General features: G+C 52.6%; 1 protein-coding gene. It reads left to right on the forward strand.

What is annotated here, in order from left to right; translation table 11 throughout:
- A partial coding sequence (locus tag R7P35_RS26545) for a diacylglycerol kinase family protein (RefSeq protein ID WP_318093481.1) occupies positions 1-1,003 on the forward strand: 1,003 nt, incomplete at both ends.

Here is a 1,003-nt window from a genome sequence, read left to right on the forward strand (position 1 = left end):
GTGGCCGTTCTGGGTTTGTGGTGGCGGCTTATTTACTGAGTAAAGATCCGTCGCTCTCGGTGGAATCGGTGATGCAGAAAATCAACCGCGTGCGCAGTACTGCAAGGCTCAATAATTTGCAGATCAAAACTCTGCGCGCGATCAGTGAGAAAGGCGTGCTAACACTCGATGAGCCGACCTGGATGGTGGTGAACCCTGTCGCGGGCGGTGGGAAATGGCTGCAATACGAACAACATGTGATTCGTGAGTTGACCAAAAAATATCGTCTCAGCATTCGCCAAACAGACGAAACCACCAGTGCAGAAAGCCTCGCACTGCAAGCTAAACAAAGTGGTGTGAATCAGGTGATTGTCTCTGGTGGCGATGGCACGGTGACTGAAGTGGCGAGCCAATTGGTCGGCACGGACATCAAGCTCGGCATTATACCGTTGGGCACGGCGAATGCGCTGTGCCACGTGCTGTATGGCATCGGCGTGAAGTTAGCACCGGTGGAAAAAGCGTGTGAAGCCATTCTCGAAGGTCATTGCCAACGCATAGACACCGCAGAATGTAATCAGCGTTTGATTCTGTTGGTGCTGGGTATTGGCTTGGAACAGAAGATGATTGAACACGCGCATCGTGAAGAGAAAAATGCTTTTGGGCAACTGGCGTATTTAACGGGCTTTTTTAACGCTGTTATTTCCGAAGAGGTGCAAACTCTGCAAGTAACCCTCGAAGGGCAGGCGGCGAGTGAACAAGGATGGGAGAGTCAGGAGATGGAGGTGCACAGCTTCGTCGTTGCCAACATCGCGCCATTCAGTACTGTGTTAGCGCAAGGTGGCGGCGCGCCGCAGCCAGATGATGGGAAACTGCACATTACCTACCTTGATAACACTCAGTCGCTGGGTGGACGCCTAGTGGCGTTGTCGGATCTAACATTAACCAGCGTCGGTGCGCAGGATGAGTCGAATCTGTTTCAGTACGCGAGCGCGACAGGGGTAACGATTACTGCGGATAAGCCGAT

It is taken from the genome of Vibrio sp. Vb0304, assembly GCF_033338995.1.
In the GTDB taxonomy this organism is placed as follows: Bacteria; Pseudomonadota; Gammaproteobacteria; order Enterobacterales; family Vibrionaceae; genus Vibrio; species Vibrio alginolyticus.